We start from the raw sequence: 18,487 nt of genomic DNA on the forward strand, positions 1-18,487 counted from the left end.
CGATTTGATGGTCTCGGTCCGTGTTCGAGGTTGTCAAAACCCGACGCCGGTGCCTTGCAACATGCCGTGTTCCATCGCGTACCGCGTCAGGCCTGCGGTCGAGGAAATGCCAAGCTTGCGCTTGATGTTCTTGCGGTGCGTCTCGACGGTGCGCACCGAGATGTCGAGTACGATGGCGACTTCCTTGTTCGACTTGCCCTGTGCCAATTGCAGCAGGATCGTCTGTTCGCGCCCGGTCAGCGCCTCTCGCGCCTCATTCTCTTTTGGCTCCAACGATCCGATTGCGCCGGTGCACAGATACCGTTCGCCGCGCATCACGGCGTCGATCGCCTGTTTGATCTCGTCGGTCGGCACGTCCTTCAGCACATAACCCAAAGCGCCATGACTGAGCGCTGTTGAGATATATTCGGGGCTGTCATGCATCGACAGGATCAGGACGCGTGTTTCGGGCAGGCGCTCCAGGATCATCTCGGTGGCAGTCAATCCGCCCAGGCCGGGCATGTTGAGGTCCATCAGCACCACGTCCGGTGCCAGCGTTACGGCGTTCTCTACTGCCTCCTGGCCGTTTCCGAGCGTTCCGACCACCAGGATATCGTCGTAGCTTTCGAGAATCGACTGGATGCCCTCGGCAACCATGGGGTGGTCATCCACAATCAGGACACGGACAGGCTCAACGTTCATGTTCCGGCCTTTCTTTTCGGCAATGCTTCCTCGCCGGGAGGCAACAGGTGGCTGAGCGGCAGGCTGACTTCGATAACCGTCCCGCTTTGTGCCCCGCGTGATGACAGGATGCGCAAAGTGCCGTCAAGCTGTTCGATCCGTTCCTGCATATTCCGCAAGCCAATACCACGGGCGATTTCCCCTGGCTGCGAGCGCAACCCGCGCCCGTTGTCGGCGATACGCATCGTCGCCCCCTTTTTGTGCCCGCGCAGGTCGATCGAGACATGCGTGGCACCGGAATGGCGTTCGATATTCGTCAAGGCTTCCTGCGCGATACGGTAAAGCGCGATCTTGCTGTCCTGATCCAACCTGTTGCGAAATACAACGGTGGTGAAATCGGTCTCGATGCCGGTACGCTCGCGAAAGTCGTCAGTCAGCGCCTTGAGGGCTGGACCAAGGCCCAGATCATCCAGAACACCCGGGCGAAGGTCGCGGCTGATCCGGCGCACTTCGGTGATAGCAGCCCCCAGATTTTCGATGCCTTTTTCCAACGGTTCGCGCGCGCCTTCGTCATCGCCGCGACCCAACCGCCGACGGGTGTTGTCCAGCGCATAACGGACGCCGACGAGGATCTGGCTGATACCGTCATGCAGTTCGCGGGCCACGCGGCCGCGTTCTTCTTCCTGCGCGTCGAAAACCCGCTGCGTCAGTTCCTTTAGCTTGGCATCCGCCAGCCGCCGCTCGCGGATGTTCAGCAACATGCCCGACAGGAACACGATCAAAAGCGCCGCCAGCACGATGGCCCCGATATAATAGAACGTGCGCTGGACCCTTGCCTCGACCTCGGCACGGGCGTTGGCAACCGTCGCCAGAATGTCGTCGATGAAGACGCCGGTGCCGACGGCCCATTGCCAGTCTTGCAGACCCACGACATAGGCGATCATCATCGCCTCTTCGCCGGTCGAGGGTTTTTCCCACATGAAACTGTGCCAACCTGCACCCTCGCGCGCAAGACGGATGAATTCATCAACGACGGGAATGCCATTGCTGTCGGTCAGCCCTTCCCAATTGCGGTTGATGAATTCGGTCTGCCGGGGACTGACCAGATTGGTGCCGTCATAGTCGTAGACGAAAAAGAACCCGTCCGTGCCATAGATCATCGCCGCCAGGATCTGCGCGACATGGATTTTGGCCTCCTGATCATCGGGCGAGGCGGGGCCGTAGATATAGCCGAACCCGTTGCGTGCCTGTGTCACGTAGTTCCGCAGTTCGTCCTTCTTGGTCTCGATCAGCCTCTTTTCCAGCGCCCTGATTTCGCGCTCGGCGGTTGCGCGGGCCTCGTACGCCACCATAACGGCAATCGCCGCCACCGCGACCACCAATGGGACAGCAGCGATCAAGGCCAGCTTCTGGGCGTAACTCAGCTTGATCAGTTCACGAAAAGACCGCATGCGCGAATCGTTACGCAATGGCGGCCGCAAAATCAAAAGGATTGCGGTATTTTTCGCCGCTCGCCCCGGCCAACACCGCTGGCCCGTTTCGTATCGGCGCAGGAAACCTGTGTTTATGGCCGAAAAAATGGGTGGTCTACGCAGTACTAGGTATTCACATCGGAATCGGTATCGCTAGGCTGACCTCACCTGAAACGATCCGTCCGAAGCCTTGCTTCGGGCAAGACTATCATAGGGGAGGACTACTCACATGGATCGTCGTTCATTTCTGAAAAATACCGCTTTGGGCGGTTCGGCGGCTGCCGCAACCGCGCTGGCGGCTCCGGCATATGCGCAGGGCAAGCGTACCCTGACGCTGGTCACCACCTGGGGCCGGGGCCTGGCGGGCGTGCACGATTCCGCGCAGCGCGCAGCCGACAATATCACCGCAATGTCCGATGGCCAGCTGACGGTTGATCTGAAGGCCGCCGGTGAACTGGTCGGCGCGTTCGAGGTTTTCGACGCTGTCACATCAGGCCAGGCTGACATGTATCACGGTGCCGACTACTACTTCGTCGGTCAGCATCCGGGCTACGCGTTCTTTACCGCCGTACCGTTCGGCATGACCGCGCAGGAACTGGTCAACTGGTACTATCAGGACGGCGGCATGGAACTGCATGACGAACTTGGCCAGATTTTTGGCCTCAAGTCGTTCCTGGCGGGCAACACCGGCGCTCAGGCGGGCGGCTGGTTCTCGAAAGAGATCAACAGTCCCGAAGATTTCAACGGTCTCAAGTTCCGCATGCCAGGTCTGGGCGGCAAGGCGCTGGGCAAGCTGGGCGCATCGGTGCAGAACATTCCGGGTTCCGAAGTGTATCAGGCGCTGTCGTCCGGCGCGATCGATGGCACCGAGTGGATCGGGCCGTGGGCCGACGAAAAGGCCGGTTTCCAGGAAATCACCAAGACTTACTATACCGCGGGCTTCCACGAGCCGGGTGCAGGTCTGTCGCTGGCAACCAACCGAGAAGTCTTTGAAAGCCTCAGCCCCGCGCATCAGAAAATCATCGAGATCGCGGCGGGCGAGTGCCACCAGTGGAACCTGGCGCAATTCCTGGCCAACAACGGTGCAGCCCTGCAGCGACTGCAGGCCGGTGGCGTCAAGATCATGGAATTCCCTGACAGTGTCTGGGATGCCTTTGGTCAGGCTTCGCAGGACGTCATGAACGAAAACATGGGAGATGAGCTGTTCAAGAAGATTCACGACAGCGCCATGGCATCCATGAAGTCGTCCTCTGCCTGGTTGAACCTGTCTTCAGGGGCCTATACCGCACAGCGCGACCGCGTTCTGGGCTAAGCCAATCTTCCCGAAATGAAAGTTCCCCCGCCGCGCGCGGGGGAGCATTTTCGGTTTTCCAAGTACGAACGAATGCCAGACAGGCACAGGCTTGGGAACTGACGAGACTCTGGGGACAACATGCAAGACGAAAACGGCACGTCGTTTTTCGGCGCCTTGTTCGACGGATTGATCTGGTTCTTTCTGAACATCGCCGAGGCATTTTACAACTTCGGATACGCGATCACGCATCCGCAGCTCTGGCTCAACTGGTCCGACAAGGAAGCGATCATGCGCTTTGTCTACTACGGGGGCTCGGTTGAGTTCTTCTTTGTCGTGTTCACGCTGTTTCTGCTGCTAACGGCTATTGGCCTCTACAAGCGCGAATTCATGTGGGGCATGGTTCGCGGGCTGGAGGGTTTTGCCAACACGACCGGGCGCTTCTTTGCCTGGGCCGGGTTGCTGATGGTGATCCAGCAGATCGTCATCGTCTTTATGCAACGGGTTTTTGCCCGCCCCGACATGGCCTTTGGTCTTGGCATCCCGTTCCAGATGGACATCAGTTGGTATGCCGAAGAGCTGAAGCTCTATAACGCGATGGTTGTTTGCCTGTGCGCGACATACACATTCGTGCAGGGCGGGCATGTGCGCGTCGATCTGATCTATGCCGGCCTCAGCCACCGCGGCAAGCGCGTCGTGGATATGTTCGGGTCGCTTTTGTTCATGATGCCCATGGCGGTGCTGGTCTGGCTTTACGGCTGGTACTTCCTGTGGCGGCACCTGATCGTGCCGAACCCGTCCGCCAGCGATACGTTGGACAGGCTGCTCATGAAATCTCGCGCGCTTCGCTGGAATGTGGAAACCATCGGCTTCAGCCCAAACGGATTCAACGGGTACTTCCTGTTCAAGATCCTGCTGGTTTCTTTCGCAGCCATGGTCTTTCTGCACGCAATCGCCTTTTTCTACCGCTCGTATCTCGAATTCGTGGAAGGGCCGGAAAGTGCGGACAAATACCTCGACAAGGATACCCTTGGCGAGGGCGAAGAAGCCTATGAAGGCGCTCATTAAGTACGGGGACTAGAGAATATGCTATTCGGTCTTGATGGCGTCGAAATCGGCCTCATAATCGTGTTTCTTTGCCTTTTCGGAGGCATCCTGAGCGGCTTCCCGGTGGCTTTTGCCATCGGTGGCGCCGGTATCATCTCGTTCGGTATCATCGCCGCGCTCGACAGTGCCGGTATGCTGGTGCATCAGGCGATCGACACGGGCTCGCAAATGTATGCCGACCTGATCGCGTCAGGGGTACGACCCGATTCGATCTCGGTCTTCCGATACCCGGATTTGCCACGCGTTGCCGAGCACGTCTTTGTCGGCGGTTGGGAAACTGCGCTGGATCGCAATGTTTCCTTCATCGTCAACCGCATGAACGAGCGCGTGCTGGCGGGGCAATCCATTGAAACGCTTCTGGCGGTGCTGATGTTCGTCCTGATGGGCATTACCCTGGAACGCTCCAAGATCGCCAACGATCTGCTGACCACCATGGCGCGTGTCTTTGGCCCGCTCCCCGGCGGCCTCGCGGTGTCCATCGTGGTGGTGGGCGCGTTTCTGGCCGCCTCCACGGGTATCGTCGGCGCCACCGTGGTGACCATGGGCCTGTTGGCCTTGCCCACCATGTTGCGCAACAACTATTCTCCGGAACTTGCGACCGGCGTCATCGCCGCGTCGGGCACGTTGGGACAGATTATCCCGCCTTCTATCGTGATCGTTCTGCTGGGCACCCTCGCGGGTGATCTCTACTCCACCGCGCAGGAAACCCGGGCTGCGGCCGCAGGTTGCTCCGATGCACTGACCTATCTGGGTGAGCCCGCCGTGGTTTCGGTCGGCACTCTGTTCCAGGCCGCCCTGCTGCCAGGGATCATGCTGGCAATCCTCTACGCGCTCTATGCATTCGGCTATGCCCTGCTGAACCCCGAACACGCGCCAGCCGTCGCGATGTCGGGCGGCACCGGTGAGCCGATCACGCGCGCCGAAGGGCTGACATGGCTGCTGGCCGCTCCGCTCGGGCTGATCGTGGGTGCGGTCCTGATGGGAAGCGTTGGGCTGATCGGAACTCAGGATGTCTCGGTCTCCGGCTTCTCGGATATCTCCGAGGGCGCTTCGCTGCGCACCAATGTGTCTGCCGAATGCAAGGCCTCAATGATCGAGTTGCATGGACAGTCGGCCTGGGATCAGGCCGTCACGGAACAGGCGCAGATCGATGCCGCCGGGGGCGTTGAGGCCTCGCACAAGCTGAGTGACGAGGAACTGGCCGAGGCCCGTGCCGCCAAGATCGCGGCCGCCGCTCCAATCGGAACGGGTGTTGCCGTGATCGTTGTCCTGCTTGGGCTGACGCTGATCCTGGGTCGGGGAATTGCACCGTCGCGGCCCACGGCGCCGTTGATACTCGGGGCTCTGGGCTTGTTGGGCATGGTGCTTGTCGACATCCTTGCCGTTGCTCCGACAACCTCGTCCGGTGTGACATTCGTCCTGCTGGCGCTGCCGTTCCTGCTGGCGCTCTATGGCTGCAAAGAAGCAGCCGCACGCTGTGCAAGCAATGAACTGATCCGGGTGGTTTTCCCACCGCTGGTTCTGATCATCGCGGTTCTTGGCTCGATCCTGGGCGGTATTACCAACCCGACACCCGCAGCCGCGCTTGGGGCGGGCGGGGCCATCATGCTGGCGGCCTATCGCAAGCTTCAGGATCAGGGTCGGTCCGGCCGGGTCATCATCTGGTCGACCTTCGCGATCATCATCTGCTTGTTGATCGGCGTGAACTTTGACCTGCGCATCAACCAGGGTGATGTCAGCGTCGAATCGTGGATCGCCTTCTTTGCGGCTTATGCGACCTACATCTACGCTCTGTTCGGGCTGCTGTTCGGCTGTTGGGTTCTGTTCACAAGCGGCGTTTTGACACCTGTTGTGCGTGAGACCGCAAAAGTGACCTCGATGGTTTTCACCATCCTGATCGGGTCGCAACTGCTGAACCTGGTGGTGATCTCGTTCGGGGGCGAGCACTATATCCAGCAGTTCCTGAAGAGCTTCGACAATGAGTTTACGGTCTTCCTGATCGTGATGCTGGTGCTGTTCATCCTGGGCTTCGTCCTGGACTTCCTCGAGATCATCTACATCGTGATCCCGATCGTGGGGCCGGTGATTTATGGCGGGTCGTTCGATCCGAAATGGGTCACGATCATGGTGGCAGTAAACCTGCAAACCTCGTTCCTGACCCCACCATTCGGCTTTGCGCTGTTCTACTTGCGAGGGGTGGCACCCAAAGAGGTCACAACCGGTCACATCTACCGGGGGATCGTGCCATTCGTCATCATTCAGGTGGTGGGGATCGGTATCCTGTGGTTCTTCCCGGCCATCGTGACAATCGTACCGGCACTGATCCCGAACTGATTGCGGGAGTGAATGCTGAAACGAAATGGGAGCCTTCGGGCTCCCGTTTTTTGTCGGTATATAAGGTGTTGCGCTTTCATGCCTCGCAGCTTTGCCAGGCAGTATTTCTGGTTTGTGTCAGGTGAACTGCAACAAATCCCAGCGGTTGCCGAACGGGTCACGCCAGACGGCGACCTTGCCATAGGGTTCCCGGCGGGGTGCTTCTTCAAAATCCACGCCTTTTTCCAACATCGCCGCGTGATCGCGTTCGAAATTGTCGGTGGTCAGGAAAAAACCGACCCTGCCGCCGGTTTGGTTGCCAATGGCCGCGCACTGTCTGTCTCCATCAGCCTTGGCGAGTATCAGCGATCCGTCAGAGGCGCCCGGCGGCGCGATCCGAATCCAACGTTTACCGCCGCCCAGATCCTCGTCCTGCGTCAAAGTGAAACCCAGCGCTCCGACATAAAACGCGATGGCCGTATCATAATCGGGCACGACAAGCGTGACCGCGAACAGGGATTGCTGCATCCCGCCTCAACCCTTGGTCGGATGCCGGTCGGGCAGCTGGATATTCGCGACCTGTTCGGCAATCGGGTCGGTGGCCAGCGGGTGATGGGCAATATCCTCGTAGTGCCGGGGGTTCGTCACCTTTTCCCAACGCCCCCCAAGATAGATCTCAAGGCCAGAGAACTTGGCCTTGTATCCCATCTTTGAACTTCCCGGCACCCAATAACCCAGATAGACATAGGGCAACCCGGCCTCGCGGGCGATGTCGATATGATCGAGGATCATGTAGGTGCCCAGTGAGTTTTGAGGCTGGTGCGGGTCATAGAAAGAATAGACCATGCTCAGCCCGTCTTCGAGGACATCAGTCAGGCTGACGGCAGTCAGGTCGCCGGTACGACGGTCGGAATATTCGACGACACGGCTGCGGATCGGGGTTTCCTCGATCATCGCGGCAAACTCGAACACGTCCATATCGGCCATCCCGCCATCAGCATGCCGGGTGTCCAGATATCTTCGGAACAGTTCGTACTGATCGTCCGTTGCCCAGGGCGACATGGCGCGCCGTTCCAGATGCTCGTTGCGTTTGGCGGTCCGCTTCTGGCTTTTGCCGGGGCTGAAGACGGAAACGTCGATCCGGGCAGACAGGCAGGCGGAACATTCGGTGCACGAGGGCCGGTACAACACGTTCTGCGAGCGGCGAAAGCCTTGCTGCGACAGGGAATCGTTCAATCTGTTTGCGCCTTCGCCCTGTAAGGCGGTGAACAATTTCCGCTCCATCCGGTCCTCAAGATAAGGACACGGCTGGGGGGCCGTCACATAGAATTGTGGCGCTATCGGCAGCGTATGGCGCATGCAGGTTCCGTGTTTGCTTGGGGGATGATACCAATCGTTTCGAAACCCGCCAAGGATTCAATGCACTGTTTTCAGGCGATTGCCCGCCGGTTCAATGCCACCGTTCCCAGAAACGCATCGGTCAGGCCCTGACAGCGAGCGCTGGTCAGCATCATGATCACCGACACGACCTGGATAACCGGGAAGGCCATGCTGACGAAATAGCCAGCGGTATGCGCGATTGCCTTTCCTGCATCCATCCGCGCCCCAAACGTATCGCGCAGTTCGATCCCCATGAACCGCATCCCCCATGTGGCCGACCCGTTGGCGATGGTGGCGACACGATAGACAAAGCTGACCAGCATAAAGATCAAGGCAACAAAGAACAGGCCAAGGCCCACGGTCAGCAATACGGCGAACATGGTGAAGGTCGATATGACGACGACGTCGATCAACCACGCAACAAAGCGTTTGATCGCCACGCTCTGATAGAATTGGGGCTGGCGGTCAGGGTCGGGCAAATGGTTCATTTTGATCGTCCTAAGAAACTGGGGCGACGAACCCCGCCCGGCGAAGCCGGACAGGGCGGTTTTTTGGTCAGACGTCGTCTTTCGGTGCATCCGTATCGTCGCGAGATGCACGGTCATCGCGAGCTGCACGCACTCGTTCGTCCATGAACTGGTCGAATTCGGCCTTGTCTTTGGCCTCACGCAAACGTCTGAGGAATTCTTCAAAATCCTGCTGTTCGCGTTCCAGCCGCGCCAGGGTGTCGGCCTTGTAGGCATCGAACGCGCTGTTGCCCGAAGGTTTCATGGCGCTCATGTGACTGTGCCAGTTTTTGCGGCGGCTGCAGGATTTGCTGAACATGCGTTTGCTCCAGATCATATAGGCGAGAAGGGCCAGGCCGATGGGCCAGAAGAAGACAAAGCCAAGGACCATCGCGGCGATCCAGGCGCCTTTGCCTTTGCTGTCAAGCCAGGCTTCGCTACGATAAAGCCATCCCGGATGAGCGGGAGGGACGGGGTCGGACAATGTGGACATCTGGGCTCTCCTGATTGATGTAAACACCTTTCACATTGATCAAGATGGGGAAGGGAAAGGGGAATGCAAGAGGTAATGTGAAAAAGATTTACATTTGTGTCACCCACCGATTGAACATTCGCCACCTACCATGGCAACAAAGGGAAAGATCGGGCTGCTGCACAGGTCGGTTGGATGTGTTAGATGCTGTGCGCTTGAATCAGAAACCTCCGAAAACCCACGAAGACTGCTCGATTGCGCTGGGTTCCAACATAACGTGGCCGTGATGACGATTGAGGCAGTAGGACAGAAAACCGACCCGCAATAAGCGTCCATGCTCTCCGTCGCCCCTATGGTGGGGTGAGGGTATAGATGTTTAATTTCAGTTAGTTAAGTGGCATCTTGTGCAGTGTGTGTGCAACATGAAATCGCCTTCTGGCGCGCTCCGTAAGGCGTTTGGCGGCTGTGCGGATTTAGTCAAATAAAAGAGCGTAAGAACCAAAACAACTTGGGGGCCTTGTGAACCCTGCAACGGGACATAGCCAGCTGTCCCCAGCCGAGCAGATTTGTTATGAGTGATTTGACGATGGGATTAGGGCAGGGGCGACATCAGCCTTTGCTCGTCGCCCTTTGATCAGTTCTTGACACGCGACTAATCGAGCAATGAGTGAAAGCGGACCTTTTCCACACTCGAGGCGAATGTTTCAGATGCGGGACAATCCTGCCGTTAGCACATCCTCCGTTGTAGAGTCGACCAGGCCGTACCGGTCACCCTAGCCGGTGTGCTTTCTCCCGCCCTGTACGCCTTCCGAATAGAACCAATCGTCGGGATAGGGATACCACCAGTCTGCTTCCTTCGCCTTCGGGTCGATCACGACCATCTTGGATCGCCTGAAGGCTTCGAGTCCCTGAAGGCCTAGCATGCGCCCAAGCCCAGAATTCTTGACGCCGCCAAAAGGCAAGGCATCGTTGTCCACCAGCGGGTTGTTGACCCAGACCATCCCCACCTGTAGTTCATTCACCCCCTGAAATGCCTCGTTCAAGTCGCTGGTAAACAGGCATCCGCCGAGACCGAACTGTGACGCGTTTGCCAGTTCAAGCGCTTGGTCAAAGTCGCTCACCCGAATGACCGAGGCGACTGGCCCAAAGACCTCTTCCCGAGTTAGCGCCATTTCTGTCGTCACGCCGGTCAGAATCGTTGGCTCGAAAAACCAACCCGGTCCGGCGTCATCCGGGATACCGCCTCCTACCTCAACCACCGCGCCTTTCTCTGTTGCATCGCGCACCAGCCGCTCGACCTTGTCGCGCGCCTCCTTGGAGGCCAACGGTCCGATTTCCGCCACCCCCATACCGTCGCCGATGCGCAGTTTCCGGGTTCGGGCCACGAACTCATCGACAAAATCGTCGTATACGTCATCCACCACAAAAATCCGTTCAGACGATGTGCAAACCTGACCCGATTGCAAAAAGGCGGCGGTAACCGCCCCGGCAGCAGCGACCGCGATGTCGGCGTGTTTACTGACGATCAGCGGGTCGCTTCCTCCAGCCTCGATCACTGCGGGTTTCAGGTTTTCCGCTGCGGCCATTGCCACCGCACGACCTGTCGGCACGGACCCGGTAAAGGCGACCACGTGGGTTTTGGGGCTAGCAATGAGTTGCTTGCCCACGTCTGCCCCACCTGGCAGGCAGGCAATCAGGTCTTCGGGAAGAGCTCGGAAAAACTCCATGAAGGCCATCGTGCACAATGTTCCTGCGGGCGAGGCCTTCAACACAACGCCGTTGCCTGCTGCAAGCGATGCCGCCATCGACCAGCACCCAAGAATGAGAGGAAAATTGTACGGAACCACGTGCACCGACACACCGTAGGGTTCGTATGTCTGATACTGGAAAGATCCGGTCTGCATCGTGCCGGCTATCTTGCCTGCGTCATTGCGAGCCATCTCGGCGTAGTACCGGAACACCGGCGGGATGTTCGCGATTTCACCGATGGATTCCGGATACGGCTTCCCCGTTTCCAACGTCATCAGACGGGCGACCTCATGCATGTCGCCGCTTTCGATGTCGTTGGCAATCTGGTGCAATACCCGCGCGCGAGACTTGCAGTCCATTGCAGACCACTTCCTTTGCGCCGCATTGACCCGATCCAGAACCTGGTCCACGATCTGCGGCGACGGTTCACCAAAAATCCCGACGGGCTGCAAAGTTGACGGATTGACCAGCGTGGTCCCACCATCCTGCAACGGAACATGCCTGGGGTTGAGGTAGTAGCTGGATTGGAACGGGTCACGCATTGGGCAGTCCCCTTGTTTGACAGGCATTGCGCCGTTAGCGGATCATGTACACTTTCTTGACCGTCTCGTGGACGGTGCAGACGCCTTTCCAGTCCTGCGGAAAAAAGGCCACCGTATCGGGCGTGATCTCAATTACCTCGCCGCTTTCATGGACATATGTACAACGACCTTCCAGAAAGTGGCAGAACTCGTCCTTGGTGACGTGACATTCCCACTTACCGGGAGTGCAGACCCAAAGGCCGCATTCGGACTGGCCGTCAGGCCCCTTGTGGATCAGCTTTCCCGACGTGCAGGATTGCCCTTCGATCATTGTCGGGATTACCCCCCAATCGACAAGGTCAGTCTGCTGGAGCGGGTTTTGCATACGTGGCGTGGTCATGATTCAGGTTCGCGATCCGTTAGGTAGTAGGTGTTGCGCAATGTTTCCTCGACCGTGCATTCCCCTATCCAACCGGCGGGGAATAGTACGGCCGTTCCGGGCGTGATTTCGATGCTTTCGCCTGTATCCGACCGATAGACCGCGCGGCCCTGCACAAAATAGCAGAACTCGTCACGCGGTATCGTTAGGCGCCAGCGGCCTGGAGTGCAGACCCATGCGCCGATCTCCGGCCGGTTGTCCGGGCCCTTGTGAACCAGCAAGCCCGATGAATGCGACTGGCCTTCAATCATGTCCGGCTGTAGCCCCCAGTCCGTGAGGTCAGCGCGGGTCGAGATTTCGGAAAGATGCGGGGCGCTGCTCATTCCGCGGCTTTCAGGATGTCGTCAAGAATGCCAGCTGCCTTGGTCGGGCCATGCCGTGACTGCATGTGCGCAGAGGTTGCCGCCATCTTCGCCTGTATGGCTGGATCGTTGATGCATTTGTCGAGGGCAATAGCCAATTCATCATCGGTCCAGTCGTATCGGTGAAACCCGAACCCGTGGCCGGTTTCCTGAACACGAGTGGCGTTATCGTGGCCGTCCCAGACATAGGGCATAATGATTGCTGCTTTGCCGAAATACAGGCACTCGGTGAACGAGTTGTTACCGCCATGATGTATCACCGCGTCAACCTGCGGAATTACCGAAGGCTGGGGATACCAGCTCTGTATGTGCACGTTGTCGGGAATGTCTGTGTATTCGTCCATGTAATCCCCGACATTTACGAGCGCCCGGTAGGGCAACCTGGAAATGGTCGAAATGATCCTCTTTAGCAGGTCGGTGTCGCCTGCGCCAAGCGACCCGAAAGATACATAGAGAAGTGGTTTGTCATTGTTGGACTTAAACGATGGCACCTCAAAGGGTTCTTCTTCGCGTACGCAACCTTCAAGATACTGGAAGCGGTTTGGGTCCAGTGGGTTCTGCCGTTCGTATTTTGCCGGCTCGGGATAAAGCAGAAGGTTCATTGTGGGCGACGCTTCGAAAAACTCTCCAATCGGATAGGCGCCTTCGTTGCATCTGGCCAGGAACGCATTGTAGTCGTCGTGGATCGGCTTGATCACCTCGTGGAACTTTGCCTCATAGGCCTCCATGCCCTCGCGGTCATCCACCCGGCAGCCCGATAAGTGTGGCGGCACAATCGGGTCAGGGATTTCATTTTCGGAACATGAGATGATCCGTACCCACGGCACGCCGAACTGCTTGATGGCTGGGAACATAATGACATTATCCACGCAGATCATATCTGGTTTGATTTTTGCCAGTACCCCCGGCAGATCTTTTTGCGCCCATTTTGCGCTGTCGACGATCGCCTCCCAGCAATCCTTGACGTAGTTATCGATTTGGTCAATCGGGCTTTTGCGAAAATTCGGGATGTGGCCGTTGATGAAATCCTCCCAGAACTTTGCCATCGCTTCGGGTTCCATCGGCTCGGAAAGGGCAACGGGATGCGCCTCAAACCCATAACCTTCATATACCTCGACAAAGCCAGGATCGCTCAGAAATACTGCCTTGTGGCCCAGTTTCTCGCAGGCCTGCGCGATGCCAACCGAATTCAGCGCAGGGCCAAAGGCAGCTTCGGGGAAGAAGGCGATGGTTTTCTGTGACATTGTAGGTCTCCGGTTAGATTTGGCTTAGCAGTTGGGCAGGATGCGGGAATGTTTCGCATCCCATACGCAGTGGACATCCTGACCCGGCTGGATACTTTCACGGTCGGCTTGGCTGGCGGGAATGCGGGCGGACAGGGTGCTCCTCCCGCCGCGAACGCGCACATGCACACCCAGGTCTGACCCGTGATAGGCGACTTCCTCGACAGTGCCGGGAATGCAGTTGCGTCCATCTTGAGGGGCGGTCTGCATCAGGCTGACCCGTTCCGGGCGCACAGCAATCGTGGCAGCACCGCGCAGCTCGGAAACGCCCCTCAGCATTCCCGCCCCGTGGACATCGACACCGCCGTCGACGGCGTTGCCATCCAGAAAGTTCATCACGCCGATAAAATCTGCAACAAAGCGCGATCCGGGGTGTTCGTAGAGCTCGTGAGGAGTACCGACCTGCGCCAGCTTGCCATCATGCAAGACCGCGATCCGGTCGGCCATGACGAGGGCCTCTTCCTGATCATGGGTCACAATCAGAAATGTAATCCCCACCTCGTGCTGCAACCGTTTGAGCTCCAGCTGCATCTCTTCTCGTAGTTTCTTGTCCAGAGCTGAAAGGGGCTCATCCAGCAACAGGACCTTTGGCCTTTTGACCAGCGCGCGCGCCAAAGCAACCCGCTGTCGCTGCCCACCAGAAAGCTGATCCGGCTTGCGCCCGGCAAATCCCGAAAGTTTCGCACTTTCCAGAACCTCGGCCACTCGCGTGGCAATTTCGTCCTTGGGTAATTTCTCCATCTCTAACCCATAGGCGACGTTTTTTTCGACGCTCATGTGCGGAAACAAGGCATAGGACTGGAACATCAGGTTCAAGGGCCGCCTGCTGGGGCGTATGTTTGTCACGTCCTGCCCGGCAACGATTACCTGTCCTTCCTGTGGTGTTTCGAACCCCGCCAGCGTCCGCAACAGTGTGGTCTTGCCGCAGCCCGATGGGCCCAGAAGTGCAAAGAACTCGTTGTCGCGAATATCCAGTGAAACGTTGTCGATCGCAGTAACCAAACCGTATCGCTTGGTTATATTCCTGAGTTGAACCCCTTGGCTCATCGGCTGAAAACCTCTTTGTCGGCACGCTGCGCGAAGAAGACCAGCGTGAACGAAACGAACATGACGATGGTAGCCATCGCATTGATTTCCGGCGTGACGCCAAAGCGGATCATTGCGTAAATCTGCATCGGCAACGTGGTCGAGGATTGCCCGGCACCGGCGGTGAAAAAGGCAATAATGAATTCGTCCACTGACAGGGTGAAAGACAACAGCGCCCCGGCGATAACCCCCGGCGCGATGGCGGGCAGCAGGATGCGGCGAAAGGTAGTGAATTCGCTGGCCCCAAGGTCGGCACTGGCCTCAAGTATCGAATGGTCGAAATTGCGCATCCGCGTACGCACCACGGCGACAACAAAGGCTATGTTAAATACGACATGGCTGAGGATGATCGAATGAAGCCCGAGCGTCATGTTGAGCAGTGTGAAAAAGGACAAGAGCGCAATGGCTAGAACTATGTCGGGGATGATCATCGGCGCGAACAGAACCGCGTCTAGAACTGAAGAATTGCGCCGTGTCTCGACGCCGACCGCTAAAAGCGTGCCGATTATTGTCGCCAGAACGGTCGAGATCAAGGCCACGATGAGCGTGTTGCGCGCCGCCGACAGTATTGGATCCGCGGTAAACAACTTGCCGTACCATTCCAACGAAAATCCGGTCCACACAGTTGGAAGTCCGGCCCGGTTAAAGCTTAGCGCCATGAGCACAAGGATTGGCACATAGAGAAACGTGTAAAACAAAACCAGGTGCAGCTTCAGGCCCATGTTGGCTCGGTTCCGCATCAGTCCTGCCCTCTCTGTCCTGCTGCGCGATTGGCCAATACCGCCTGAGCGAACAAAAGCCCCATCATGATCGCAATCAGGAGCATCGACAGGGTTGCTCCGAACGGCCAGTCGCGGGCGCTCAGGAACTGGTCATAGATCAGGTTTCCAACCATCTGAAGTCGCCCGCCACCAAGCAAATCGGGCGTTATGAAATTGCCGATCGACAGCACAAATACAAAAACACCACCTGCCGCGACGCCCGAAATGGTCTGTGGCAGTATCACCCGGTAGAAAGTGGTCCAAGCGGGCGCTCCAAGATCTTCCGAGGCTTCTATGGTTTCGACGTTTATTCGATTCAGCGATGAATAGATCGCAAGAACCACAAAGGGGGTGTAGTTGTAGACAAGCCCAACGATCACAGCGAAATTATTATAAAGCAGAGACAACGGCTCATCGATCAAGCCGGCCCCCTGCAGGGTATTGTTGATCAACCCCTCGCGGTTCAGCATCACGATCCAAGCGTAAGTGCGGATTAGGTAGTTGGACCAGAACGGCAGGATCACCAAGATCAGCAAACCGGTCTGCCAACGGCGCGGCGCCAGCGTGATAGCATAGGCCGCCGGATAGGCGATCAGGATGGCGATCATGGTGGCCAGAAATGCAATCTTGGCTGAGCGCAGGAAGATCCCAAGGTAAAGAGGGTCGGCGGCCCGCACAAAATTTTCAAACGTAAAGACGTAGTCGATGCCGCCATAGACGCCGCGTTCAAAGAACGCATAGGTGAAAATGAGGCCGCACGGCACCACCATCAGAAGTGCAAGCCAACCCAGGCCCGGCCCCAGCAAGATCACCGATTTCAGTCGATTGGTCATATACTTGGCAATCTGTGGAATAGTGTCGTATAGGGCCGACCCTTTGTTCGGGTCGGGCTTTGCTCAGGGTTCGATCACTTACTGTGCGGCCATGATTTCGGTCACGGTCCGTGCAAAGGGTTTCTGGCCATTGCCGAGATCGCGCAACTGCTCGTACTTGGTAAGGTCTGCAGGCGACATTCCCATGTTCGGGAAGGTTTCGATCAAGGACGGGTCCAGTGCCTCCATCGCAGCCTTGTTCGGCGTTTTGTACAGGATATTGCTGGCAACCCAGACACCGACATCCGCGCCTAAGACATAGTTCACAAAAGCATGCGCCGCGTCTTTGTTTTTAGATGCATCTGTGATGACTAGCGCATCTACCCACAGATCCGATCCTTCTGATGGAATCGTGTACTTGATGTCTGCGTTCTCACCGATGCCGTAGTTACACCAGCCATCCCAGGCGTGAACCATCGTTGCCTCGCCCGATACCAACTTCAGATAAAAAGTTGCATCGTCGTAGGCCAGCAGATCCTGCTTCGCCGCAACCAGCAGGTCCTTTGCAGCCGCCAACGTCTCGTCCGACGTATCATTCAGAGACTTTCCGAGGGCTAGCGCGGCAGCCCCCATCAGCCAACGATCCGTAGAGAGCATTGTCACTTTGCCTTTGAGGTCGTCAGAGGGTTTGAGCAGATCGTTCCACGAAGTCGGTTCTGCCATCAGGTCTGACCGGTAGCATAAGCCCGTCGTGCCCCAGGCGTATGGCATTGAATAGTCGTTGCCCGGATCATGAGCCAATTCTTTAGCTTCGTCATACAGGTTGGACGCATTTGGAACCTTATCGTGGTCGATAGCAGCCACCAGCCCCAAGTTGTTTAATGCTTCGGCAAAAGGCGACGAGACGAAAAGAACGTCGTAGCCCTTACCGCCACCAGCTACGACCTTGCCCATGATTTCTTCGTTGGTGCCATGAACCGAGAGCTCGGCCTCTATACCAGTTTCCTTCGTGAAATTCTCGAGCAGGTCCGGCGGCATGTAGCCGTCCCAGTTCGAGATGACGATTTTCTCTGCTTGGGCCGCTCCGGCGAATACACTGAGTGCGCAGACCGCCCCGGCGGTGAGCCAAGCAAATGGCAAACGGAACGAATTGGTGAACTTGTTGGTCATGTCTTCCTCCCTTGACATTCGCGCTCGCTTCTGGGGCGAGATATATGATGCAATCACGGTATTTTTTGATGAATTAAAACTCAACAATTTTTTGAATCATTTTTGTGTGGCTCGGTGAGGTCATTTAAGATACGGTTTTTATTGTATATTAGTTGGGTATGACGAAAGCGTCCTTCTTATGCCGCCAAGCAAACACTTGAAACTTGCCCAAAAAATACTGGATGTCGCGATGGATCTCGATTTGCATCAGGGTGACAGGCTGGTGGAAAAAACCCTTGCTGATTCGTGCAGCGTCTCTCGCACTCCGGTCAGATCCGCATTGAGGCTGCTGGAGCAGGAGGGGATGGCACGCAAAGCGGCAGAAGGCGGGTTTGTTCTGGAATGTGAACCCGAGAAGGGGCATTCGGTACTCAACCAGCATGCGGTCGGAGCTGGTGCCGATCTCGCCAGTGCCATCCTACGCGATCGCGGCGCCCGACGCCTGGGCGGCTCCATCAATGTCACGGACCTGATCCGGAGATATTCGGTTTCCCGCAGCGCTGCACAGCGTGCGCTCGAAGCTCTCCTGGCCCAAGGCGTGATTCAGAAAGCCGAAGGTCAATCCTGGGTGTTCACGCGCATGCCCGGAGACCGTTCTGGACGAATTGAGAGCTACGAATTTCGTCTGATACTGGAACCGCAGGCCATTCTGTCCGACGGTTTCAAGTTGGACACCAAGCGCGCCGATCTGGTCCGCAGCCAGACCGAAGCGCTTCTGGCGCAGTCGGAAAACTCTTTCAATAGCCAGGATTTCCAAGACGCGGATCTTGCCTTTCACAAGCTCATCGCTCGATCGTCCGGAAACCAGTATCTAGCTTCTGCTCTCATGGCCCATCATGGGTTGCGCCACCTGCCAGGCGGATCATTCGGTATGATCGACTTTCGGATGAGGCAGGCGCTCGATGAACATCTGCGTATACTTGATTTCATAGCGCAGGGTCATTTCGACCTTGCTGCGGATCTGATGAGGGTGCATTTGCGGCTTTCAATGAACCAAAGACCCAGCGTCGCCAATCGTGGTGCTCCGGCGCTAGTCCAAGCGACTCGCGGGTCAATCCGGTGAG

General features: G+C 57.3%; 18 protein-coding genes. 4 read left to right on the plus strand and 14 right to left on the minus strand.

Annotated features, from left to right (window positions below; genetic code table 11):
* Window positions 1-33 precede the first annotated feature (33 nt).
* Window positions 34-681: a response regulator transcription factor gene (locus AC2FMY_RS05325; RefSeq protein WP_480749705.1), complete on the minus strand. Its 648-nt coding sequence runs from the start codon at window positions 679-681 to the stop codon at window positions 34-36.
* Window positions 678-2,111 (minus strand): cache domain-containing protein, encoded by a 1,434-nt coding sequence (locus tag AC2FMY_RS05330; RefSeq protein WP_496807084.1) that lies wholly within the window; start codon window positions 2,109-2,111, stop codon window positions 678-680. Before AC2FMY_RS05330 ends, AC2FMY_RS05325 begins: the two co-directional genes overlap by 4 nt.
* A gap of 250 nt (window positions 2,112-2,361) precedes the next feature.
* On the opposite strand from AC2FMY_RS05330, the gene AC2FMY_RS05335 reads away from it, so the two are divergent.
* The 3 genes from AC2FMY_RS05335 (at window position 2,362) to AC2FMY_RS05345 (ending at window position 6,864) form a co-directional block, all read left to right on the plus strand.
* The gene (locus AC2FMY_RS05335) at window positions 2,362-3,444 is read left to right on the plus strand and encodes a TRAP transporter substrate-binding protein (protein ID WP_480749707.1); all 1,083 of its coding nucleotides are present in this window, start codon (window positions 2,362-2,364) and stop codon (window positions 3,442-3,444) included.
* Window positions 3,445-3,564: 120 nt separating this feature from the next.
* Complete coding sequence (locus AC2FMY_RS05340; RefSeq protein ID WP_480749708.1) at window positions 3,565-4,491, plus strand: TRAP transporter small permease subunit; 927 nt, start codon at window positions 3,565-3,567, stop codon at window positions 4,489-4,491.
* An 18-nt stretch (window positions 4,492-4,509) separates the two neighbouring features.
* Complete coding sequence (locus tag AC2FMY_RS05345; RefSeq protein WP_480749709.1) at window positions 4,510-6,864, plus strand: TRAP transporter large permease; 2,355 nt, start codon at window positions 4,510-4,512, stop codon at window positions 6,862-6,864.
* A 117-nt stretch (window positions 6,865-6,981) separates the two neighbouring features.
* Here AC2FMY_RS05345 and AC2FMY_RS05350 read toward each other — a convergent pair whose 3' ends face one another.
* The 12 genes from AC2FMY_RS05350 to AC2FMY_RS05405 form a co-directional block, all read right to left on the minus strand.
* The gene (locus AC2FMY_RS05350; protein WP_496745581.1) at window positions 6,982-7,371 is read right to left on the minus strand and encodes a VOC family protein; all 390 of its coding nucleotides are present in this window, start codon (window positions 7,369-7,371) and stop codon (window positions 6,982-6,984) included.
* A gap of 6 nt (window positions 7,372-7,377) precedes the next feature.
* Entirely contained in the window at window positions 7,378-8,202 is an 825-nt protein-coding gene (locus tag AC2FMY_RS05355) for an arginyltransferase (RefSeq protein WP_480749711.1), read from the minus strand.
* A gap of 71 nt (window positions 8,203-8,273) precedes the next feature.
* Window positions 8,274-8,711, minus strand: a complete 438-nt coding sequence (locus AC2FMY_RS05360; protein WP_496807085.1) for an RDD family protein — start codon at window positions 8,709-8,711, stop codon at window positions 8,274-8,276.
* Window positions 8,712-8,778: 67 nt separating this feature from the next.
* Window positions 8,779-9,222 carry a DUF2852 domain-containing protein gene (locus AC2FMY_RS05365; RefSeq protein WP_496745584.1) on the minus strand — a complete coding sequence of 148 codons (444 nt, stop codon included), beginning with the start codon at window positions 9,220-9,222 and terminating at the stop codon, window positions 8,779-8,781.
* Window positions 9,223-9,974: 752 nt separating this feature from the next.
* Window positions 9,975-11,492 (minus strand): aldehyde dehydrogenase family protein, encoded by a 1,518-nt coding sequence (locus AC2FMY_RS05370; protein ID WP_496807086.1) that lies wholly within the window; start codon window positions 11,490-11,492, stop codon window positions 9,975-9,977.
* A gap of 34 nt (window positions 11,493-11,526) precedes the next feature.
* Window positions 11,527-11,871 carry a cupin domain-containing protein gene (locus tag AC2FMY_RS05375; RefSeq protein WP_496745587.1) on the minus strand — a complete coding sequence of 115 codons (345 nt, stop codon included), beginning with the start codon at window positions 11,869-11,871 and terminating at the stop codon, window positions 11,527-11,529.
* A complete protein-coding gene (locus AC2FMY_RS05380; protein WP_480749716.1) occupies window positions 11,868-12,233 on the minus strand; it encodes a cupin domain-containing protein in 366 nt (121 codons plus the stop codon). The genes AC2FMY_RS05375 and AC2FMY_RS05380 overlap by 4 nt, the downstream gene beginning before the upstream one ends.
* Window positions 12,230-13,516 (minus strand): nucleotide disphospho-sugar-binding domain-containing protein, encoded by a 1,287-nt coding sequence (locus AC2FMY_RS05385; RefSeq protein WP_480749717.1) that lies wholly within the window; start codon window positions 13,514-13,516, stop codon window positions 12,230-12,232. Before AC2FMY_RS05385 ends, AC2FMY_RS05380 begins: the two co-directional genes overlap by 4 nt.
* A 24-nt stretch (window positions 13,517-13,540) precedes the next feature.
* Complete coding sequence (locus tag AC2FMY_RS05390) at window positions 13,541-14,602, minus strand: ABC transporter ATP-binding protein (protein WP_496807087.1); 1,062 nt, start codon at window positions 14,600-14,602, stop codon at window positions 13,541-13,543.
* Entirely contained in the window at window positions 14,599-15,381 is a 783-nt protein-coding gene (locus AC2FMY_RS05395; RefSeq protein WP_480749719.1) for an ABC transporter permease, read from the minus strand. Before AC2FMY_RS05395 ends, AC2FMY_RS05390 begins: the two co-directional genes overlap by 4 nt.
* Window positions 15,381-16,235 carry an ABC transporter permease gene (locus tag AC2FMY_RS05400; protein WP_480749720.1) on the minus strand — a complete coding sequence of 285 codons (855 nt, stop codon included), beginning with the start codon at window positions 16,233-16,235 and terminating at the stop codon, window positions 15,381-15,383. Before AC2FMY_RS05400 ends, AC2FMY_RS05395 begins: the two co-directional genes overlap by 1 nt.
* 78 nt (window positions 16,236-16,313) lie before the next feature.
* On the minus strand, window positions 16,314-17,384 hold the full coding sequence (locus AC2FMY_RS05405) for a polyamine ABC transporter substrate-binding protein (RefSeq protein WP_496807088.1): 1,071 nt from the start codon (window positions 17,382-17,384) through the stop codon (window positions 16,314-16,316).
* Window positions 17,385-17,562: 178 nt separating this feature from the next.
* On the opposite strand from AC2FMY_RS05405, the gene AC2FMY_RS05410 reads away from it, so the two are divergent.
* Entirely contained in the window at window positions 17,563-18,486 is a 924-nt protein-coding gene (locus AC2FMY_RS05410; RefSeq protein WP_480749722.1) for a GntR family transcriptional regulator, read from the plus strand.
* Window position 18,487 lies beyond the last annotated feature (1 nt).

This window comes from Ruegeria sp. YKSE079 (genome assembly GCF_059612845.1).

Excerpts from the sequence above, each read along its gene's own strand:
- AC2FMY_RS05325 (WP_480749705.1), bottom strand. The coding sequence starts at position 681 with ATGAACGTTGAGCCTGTCCGTGTCCTGATTGTGGATGACCACCCCATG.
- AC2FMY_RS05330 (WP_496807084.1), bottom strand. The coding sequence starts at position 2,111 with ATGCGGTCTTTTCGTGAACTGATCAAGCTGAGTTACGCCCAGAAGCTG.
- AC2FMY_RS05335 (WP_480749707.1), top strand. The coding sequence starts at position 2,362 with ATGGATCGTCGTTCATTTCTGAAAAATACCGCTTTGGGCGGTTCGGCG.
- AC2FMY_RS05340 (WP_480749708.1), top strand. The coding sequence starts at position 3,565 with ATGCAAGACGAAAACGGCACGTCGTTTTTCGGCGCCTTGTTCGACGGA.
- AC2FMY_RS05345 (WP_480749709.1), top strand. The coding sequence starts at position 4,510 with ATGCTATTCGGTCTTGATGGCGTCGAAATCGGCCTCATAATCGTGTTT.
- AC2FMY_RS05350 (WP_496745581.1), bottom strand. The coding sequence starts at position 7,371 with ATGCAGCAATCCCTGTTCGCGGTCACGCTTGTCGTGCCCGATTATGAT.
- AC2FMY_RS05355 (WP_480749711.1), bottom strand. The coding sequence starts at position 8,202 with ATGCGCCATACGCTGCCGATAGCGCCACAATTCTATGTGACGGCCCCC.
- AC2FMY_RS05360 (WP_496807085.1), bottom strand. The coding sequence starts at position 8,711 with ATGAACCATTTGCCCGACCCTGACCGCCAGCCCCAATTCTATCAGAGC.
- AC2FMY_RS05365 (WP_496745584.1), bottom strand. The coding sequence starts at position 9,222 with ATGTCCACATTGTCCGACCCCGTCCCTCCCGCTCATCCGGGATGGCTT.
- AC2FMY_RS05370 (WP_496807086.1), bottom strand. The coding sequence starts at position 11,492 with ATGCGTGACCCGTTCCAATCCAGCTACTACCTCAACCCCAGGCATGTT.
- AC2FMY_RS05375 (WP_496745587.1), bottom strand. The coding sequence starts at position 11,871 with ATGACCACGCCACGTATGCAAAACCCGCTCCAGCAGACTGACCTTGTC.
- AC2FMY_RS05380 (WP_480749716.1), bottom strand. The coding sequence starts at position 12,233 with ATGAGCAGCGCCCCGCATCTTTCCGAAATCTCGACCCGCGCTGACCTC.
- AC2FMY_RS05385 (WP_480749717.1), bottom strand. The coding sequence starts at position 13,516 with ATGTCACAGAAAACCATCGCCTTCTTCCCCGAAGCTGCCTTTGGCCCT.
- AC2FMY_RS05390 (WP_496807087.1), bottom strand. The coding sequence starts at position 14,602 with ATGAGCCAAGGGGTTCAACTCAGGAATATAACCAAGCGATACGGTTTG.
- AC2FMY_RS05395 (WP_480749719.1), bottom strand. The coding sequence starts at position 15,381 with ATGCGGAACCGAGCCAACATGGGCCTGAAGCTGCACCTGGTTTTGTTT.
- AC2FMY_RS05400 (WP_480749720.1), bottom strand. The coding sequence starts at position 16,235 with ATGACCAATCGACTGAAATCGGTGATCTTGCTGGGGCCGGGCCTGGGT.
- AC2FMY_RS05405 (WP_496807088.1), bottom strand. The coding sequence starts at position 17,384 with ATGACCAACAAGTTCACCAATTCGTTCCGTTTGCCATTTGCTTGGCTC.
- AC2FMY_RS05410 (WP_480749722.1), top strand. The coding sequence starts at position 17,563 with ATGCCGCCAAGCAAACACTTGAAACTTGCCCAAAAAATACTGGATGTC.